The following is a 5,200-nucleotide window of genomic DNA, read 5'->3' as shown; positions in this document are numbered from 1 at the left end:
GCTTTGGGGCAGGGCGCGCGGGGTCGCGACACCGGGCAGGCCTGGGCGTGCCACGGACCGCGCGGCGGCCGTACCCGGTGGCGGCTCCAGCGCGCCGCGCCGGCCACAGGCCGAGGCGGAGAGAGCGAGGAACCCGATCACGACGATCGTCGGCAGATGGCGGGAACGGAAGAACATCAACGCTGGCAGTCCGGCACTCGGTTGGCGGGACCATAGCGCCTGCGGCACCGCGATGCGAGCCGAACGGCGCCGCTGTCCCGCGCGGCGTTGGCGGGGCCTCAGCCCTTCTTCTTGCCGTCGGTCTTCTGGTAGACGTCGATGGCGCGGCGGCAATTCTCCGAGAGCTTCGTCCAGTTGGTCTGGAAGCACTTGTCGAGGGCCGGATCATCGGTGGCGAGGTTGCCGCAATAGGTCAGGTAGTCGCCGGTGCAGTACTTCTTCAGGGTGTCGTTGCCGCGCTTGGTCTGAGGCGCGGCCGCGGTGCCGGATTGCGGCTGGGCGGCCGGCTGCGCCAGGGCGGGGACGACCGCGAGGGAGGCCGTTGCGGCGAGGACGAAGGCAAGCGACGTGAGCTTAAGGGCCATGGGGGGCGCGGTCCGTCTCAGAAAACAGGGAATAGGCGATCCGATGAAGCGCGGACATGGTCGAAACATGGCGCGCGGATGGTCGCCGCGTGATCCGGCCGCTTTCTACGCCGCGATTTCGCATCCGCGCAACGTGCGCGGGGTACTTCGTCGCAGATCACGGCCGCGGACCGCTTCGTGCGCGCGCGTCAGTTGGAGCGGGCCGGCATGGTGAAGGCCGCGACCGGGGGCAGGCGCTCGCGCTGCATCAGGGAGTCAGCCACGTCGGAGATCCGGCGGCGCAAGTCGGCGGACTCGCCTTCGCGGCGAGCCATCACCTCCGCCAGGGCCTCCTCGGCGGCCGCCAGGCTGGCACGCAGGGTCTCGCGCTCGGCCACCAGCGCGGCGGTGAGGTCGGGAACGCCGGTCGTGGTGGCGTCCCGGGGCTCGCTCGCCGATACGGCGGCGCGCTCGGTGCGCGCCGCGAACAGGTCATCGAGAGCGTCGCGATGGGCGTCTTCGAGCACCTGGAGCGTGGCGACGCCGAGCGCCGATTCCTGGCGCGCCGCGTCGAGATCGCGCTCGACGGCGCCCAGGGTCGCCCGGGTCGCGGCGATGTCCGCCTCGCGCTCGCTCAATGAGGCCTCGCGTGACTCGACGGTCCTGGCCAGGGCGGCGGCCTCGAGGGTGCGGGCCCCGATGGTGGCGAGATCCGCGTGGCGATGCGCGGTCACCGCCTCGACCCGGCGCTCGAGCCGGCGCTGGGTGACGGCGAATTGCGCGCGCAGGTAATCCTTCTCGGCGGCGACCTCGGAGAGGGACAGCGGCAGGCGCGCCTCGATCCGGCGCCGGGACAGGCGGGCCGCCCGCGCATTCACCGCCGGCAGCAGCAACAGGCCGCAGAGGCTCGCGGCCAGAAAGCCGAGGGCGAAGATCATCACGGTTTCGATCACGCGGACACGCTCTTGCAACACGCCGGGAACGGGGCACGGCGACAGGCGCGCCTCGCGCCGTCGCCCGGATTTCCCTGTCTAGCCCATTTTCGCCTGGATGGGGCAAGACGTGGTGCCGGGTATCGCGCGGGTTGCCGGCCAGTGCAGCCCGAAGGGCACAGCGCTCAGAACGGATTCCAGGTCGGCTTGTCCGTGAATTTCACGTAGCCGACATTGATGCCGAGCCGCGCGCCGACTCCGGTGCGGATGGGCACGACCACGATCCCGTCCGCCGTCACCGCCGTCATGCCGAAGCCGCCGACGAGGTAGGCCGAGCCGTCCACGCCGCCGAAGCGCTGATAGAGGCCCGCGACGCTCGGCAGGTTGTAGACCAGCATCATGGTCCGGTCGCCGTCCCCGCCGACATCGAAGCCGATGGACGGGCCCTGCCAGTAGAGCCGGCGCTGTCCGGCATTGCGGGTATAGAGCGTGCCCTCGCCGTAGCGCACGCCACCGACGATGGCCCCGGAGGCTTCCTGGCCCAGGATGTAGCCGTTGGGCTGCCCCCAGCGCCGGGTGGCTTCCTCGACGAGCTGGGCGAGGCCACGCGACATCGAACCGAAGAAGCGGTGGCCGTTGTCGACGAGTTCCTGGGGCCGGAAGGTGCCAGGCCGGCCCTCGGCGGCCGCCATGGCGCGGGGCGAGGCCCCGAGAAGCAGGGTGGCGGCGAGCCCGGAGAGCAGCACGCGCCGGGTCGTCACCGGTGCCGGGGGCAGGGGGCAGGCCCCCCGAAAGTTCGACGTCATGACTCGTTCCTCCTCCGGGTGTCGGGCCGTGCCGGTAGCATCCCGATAACCGCATCCACGCTAGGGATGCGGTGTTCGTCGTCACGTCACAGCGGACCTCTCCGGCGATCGGTCGGTCCTGAGGCTGCGATGCGCGCGAGCTTGACGCGAAACAAAGCAACATGTGGTTAACGCGCCGTCACCTGCTCGCCCACGCCTCGGCCGGACTCGCCTGTTCGTTCGGCGCGGTCGCGCGCGCGGACCTCCTGCCGAACCTGTCGTCGGGACCGATCGCCGTGCGCGGATTCGACGTGGTCAGCTACTTTCTCGACGGGCCGGAGCCGGGACTGGTAGCCTACGAGGCGGCCTGGGCCGGCAAGGCCTGGCGTTTCGCGCGGGCGGCGAACCGGGAGGCGTTCCGTCGAGATCCATCGAGCTACGCGCCGCGTCTCGGCGGCTTCGACCCGGTGGGGATCCTCGCGGGCCGCCTCGTCGACACCGACCCGCTGGTCTTCGCCCGTTGCCCCGGTCCGGCGGGCATCGAGCGCCTCTACCTGCTGCGCAACGCCGAACACCGGGCACAAATCCTCACCGATCCGGGGCTCGCCATGCGGGCGGAGGCGCGCTGGCCAGCGCTCAGGGACCAAGTCGAACGCGACTTTCCCGAATAGGCGTCCGCTTGCCCGAACGCCGCCGTTGCGGTCCCTCGGCCTCAGGCGCGGCTCTCACCGCGCGGCACGCTGCGATCCGACGCGCGGGTATTGGGGCTGCGCTCGGGCAGGACGAGGTTCGCCGCGTAGCTGGCGTCGCCCAGAGCCGCAAAGGGCCCATTGCGGTAACTCCGGGTGTAGTGCCCGTAGGTCATCGGCCGCCCGGCCGGTGCCACCACGCAGCCGCCAGCCACGGTGAGGATGTGGTCACCGGCAGCGGTATCCCATTCCATCGTCGGGCCGCAGCGCACGTAGATGTCGGCCTCGCCGGAGGCGATGAGGCAGAACTTCAGGGCGGACGCCGCCGAGCGCGTGGCCCCCACCCGGAGCGTCTCCAGGCAGGCGGTCGTCTCGACGTCGCCATGACGGCTGCTCATCAGTGCGACAAGCCCCTTGTCGGGCATCGGGCGCACCGCGATCGGAACCCGCGCCTCCAGGCGCCCGGCGGCGAAGGTCGCCTCGAAGGCGTTCGCCCCGGCGCCCCAGACCCGCCCGAGCCCCGGCGCCGCGAGGGCGGCGGCGATCGGCCTGTCACCGGCGATGAGCCCGATATTGACGCTGTATTCCGGGTTGCCGGCGAGGAAATCGCGGGTCCCGTCGAGGGGATCGACGAGGAAGAAGAGCGGCGCGGGCGGGTGGTCGTAGGACGATTCCTCGGCGATCACCGGGATGCCCGGCCATTGCCGATCGAGTTCGGCGATGATGAAGGCTTCGGATTCGACATCGGCTTCGCTCGCCGGCGATCCGTCGGGCTTGAGCACGTGCGGGCAATCCCCGCCGTGATGTTTCTTCAGGATCTCGCCTGCCCGGCAGGCGATTTCCATCAAGCTGGCCGCAATACGGTCGCGCGTCGGCGCATCGATCGACATGATGCATCCTAGGATGCCCGTCCCACACGGCTTTGTCGAGCCGGATCACGATCCGCGCGGACGCTTTTCAAAGCAATCGGCGCCGTCTATCGGTGCCATGCAAGACCGGACGCGGCCCGAAAAACGCCTGCGCGGAGCCCAGCATGACACCTCTCGACCTCGACGCCCTCGACCTGTCCGCCCTGTTGTGCTCGCGCGTCTGTCACGACGTGATCAGCCCCGTGGGCGCCATCGTGAACGGGCTGGAGGTCCTGGAGGACGAGAGCGACACCTCCATGCGGGAATTCGCCCTGGAGCTGATCGCCAAGAGCGCGCGGCAGGCCTCCGCCCGCCTGCAATTCGCCCGCATCGCCTTCGGGGCCGCCGGATCGGCGGGGGCCTCGATCGACCTCGCCGACGCCGAGAAGGTCTCGCGCGGCATGTTCGCCGACGACAAGACGAAGCTCGCCTGGAGCGCGCCGCAGGCGCTCTATCCGAAGAACAAGGTCAAGCTCCTGCTCAACCTCGTGATGATCGCCCAGACCGCGATCCCGCGCGGCGGCCTCATCGACGTGGTGGTGCGCGGCGATGGTGAGGCCCCGACCCTCGTCCTGACGAGCAAGGGTTCCCACGCCCGCATCCCGGCGCACGTGGAGGCGATGATCGCCGGGACGCCCGAGAACGGCACCGTCGACGCTCACGGCATCCTGCCCTTCTATGCCGGCCTCGTCGCCCGCGCGGCGGCGATGGACGTGCGCTTTACCATCGAGGGCGACACGGTGACGATCACCTCGACGCCGACCGCCGCGGCGATTCCGGACGCTCCCGCTTCGACCGCGCCGGTGCTGGAGGACACGCGTCCGTCCGATTCGGAACCTCCGGAAACGGCCCTCGCCTGACGGGGTTGCGGGAGTACAGCCAATATTATTGCTGTCTCCCGCTTTGTTCGAGGCGCTGAAACCCTTCCCTAACCGGTTCGGGTTCAAGGTCCCACCTGCACAGACTGTAGTGCGCGTATGGACCGAGTACCTCTCATGGACGACTTGTTGCGTGAGTTCCTGACCGAGAGCGCGGAGCATCTCGACACCGTCGACGCCGAGCTCGTCCGGTTCGAACAGGATCCGAACAATCAGACGATCCTGCGCAACATCTTTCGCCTCGTCCACACGATCAAGGGCACCTGCGGCTTCCTCGGCCTGCCGCGCCTCGAGGCGCTCGCCCACGCCGCCGAGACCCTGATGGGTCAGTTCCGCGACGGCATGCCGGTGACGGGCCCGGCCGTCAGCCTCATCCTCGTCACCCTCGACCGCCTCAAGGCGATCCTGGGCGACCTCGAAGCCACCGGAACCGAGCCGACGGGCA

The 5,200-nt window shown here is 69.9% G+C and carries 7 protein-coding genes; 3 read left to right on the top strand and 4 right to left on the bottom strand.

Going from position 1 to position 5,200, the window contains the following annotated elements:
* Nucleotides 1-278: 278 nt before the first annotated feature.
* The 3 genes from JWQ05_RS18925 to JWQ05_RS18915 form a co-directional block, all read right to left on the bottom strand.
* Nucleotides 279-584, bottom strand: coding sequence for a 3',5'-cyclic-nucleotide phosphodiesterase (locus JWQ05_RS18925; protein ID WP_299661865.1), 306 nt, complete (start codon nt 582-584; stop codon nt 279-281).
* A gap of 188 nt (nt 585-772) precedes the next feature.
* The gene (locus tag JWQ05_RS18920) at nt 773-1,516 is read right to left on the bottom strand and encodes a hypothetical protein (RefSeq protein WP_299661862.1); all 744 of its coding nucleotides are present in this window, start codon (nt 1,514-1,516) and stop codon (nt 773-775) included.
* A 164-nt stretch (nt 1,517-1,680) separates the two neighbouring features.
* On the bottom strand, nt 1,681-2,301 hold the full coding sequence (locus tag JWQ05_RS18915; protein ID WP_299661860.1) for a DUF1134 domain-containing protein: 621 nt from the start codon (nt 2,299-2,301) through the stop codon (nt 1,681-1,683).
* Between the two features lie 161 nt (nt 2,302-2,462).
* On the opposite strand from JWQ05_RS18915, the gene JWQ05_RS18910 reads away from it, so the two are divergent.
* Nucleotides 2,463-2,951 (top strand): hypothetical protein, encoded by a 489-nt coding sequence (locus tag JWQ05_RS18910; protein WP_299661857.1) that lies wholly within the window; start codon nt 2,463-2,465, stop codon nt 2,949-2,951.
* A 41-nt stretch (nt 2,952-2,992) separates the two neighbouring features.
* Here the strand turns inward: JWQ05_RS18910 and JWQ05_RS18905 are convergent, their stop codons facing one another.
* Nucleotides 2,993-3,859, bottom strand: a complete 867-nt coding sequence (locus JWQ05_RS18905; RefSeq protein ID WP_299661854.1) for a 3'(2'),5'-bisphosphate nucleotidase CysQ — start codon at nt 3,857-3,859, stop codon at nt 2,993-2,995.
* Nucleotides 3,860-4,002: 143 nt separating this feature from the next.
* Between JWQ05_RS18905 and chpT the strand changes: the two genes are divergently transcribed.
* Together chpT and JWQ05_RS18895 are read left to right on the top strand one after the other, a co-directional pair.
* Nucleotides 4,003-4,737, top strand: a complete 735-nt coding sequence (gene chpT / locus JWQ05_RS18900) for a histidine phosphotransferase ChpT (protein ID WP_299661851.1) — start codon at nt 4,003-4,005, stop codon at nt 4,735-4,737.
* Between the two features lie 135 nt (nt 4,738-4,872).
* Nucleotides 4,873-5,200 (top strand): Hpt domain-containing protein (locus JWQ05_RS18895; protein WP_299661848.1); only part of this gene is annotated, 328 nt, incomplete at its 3' end.

This window comes from Methylobacterium sp. (assembly GCF_028290105.1).
In the GTDB taxonomy this organism is placed as follows: Bacteria; Pseudomonadota; Alphaproteobacteria; order Rhizobiales; family Beijerinckiaceae; genus Methylobacterium.
The sequence above is the reverse complement of the archived record's forward strand: the minus strand, read 5'-3'. Positions and strand labels throughout refer to the sequence as shown.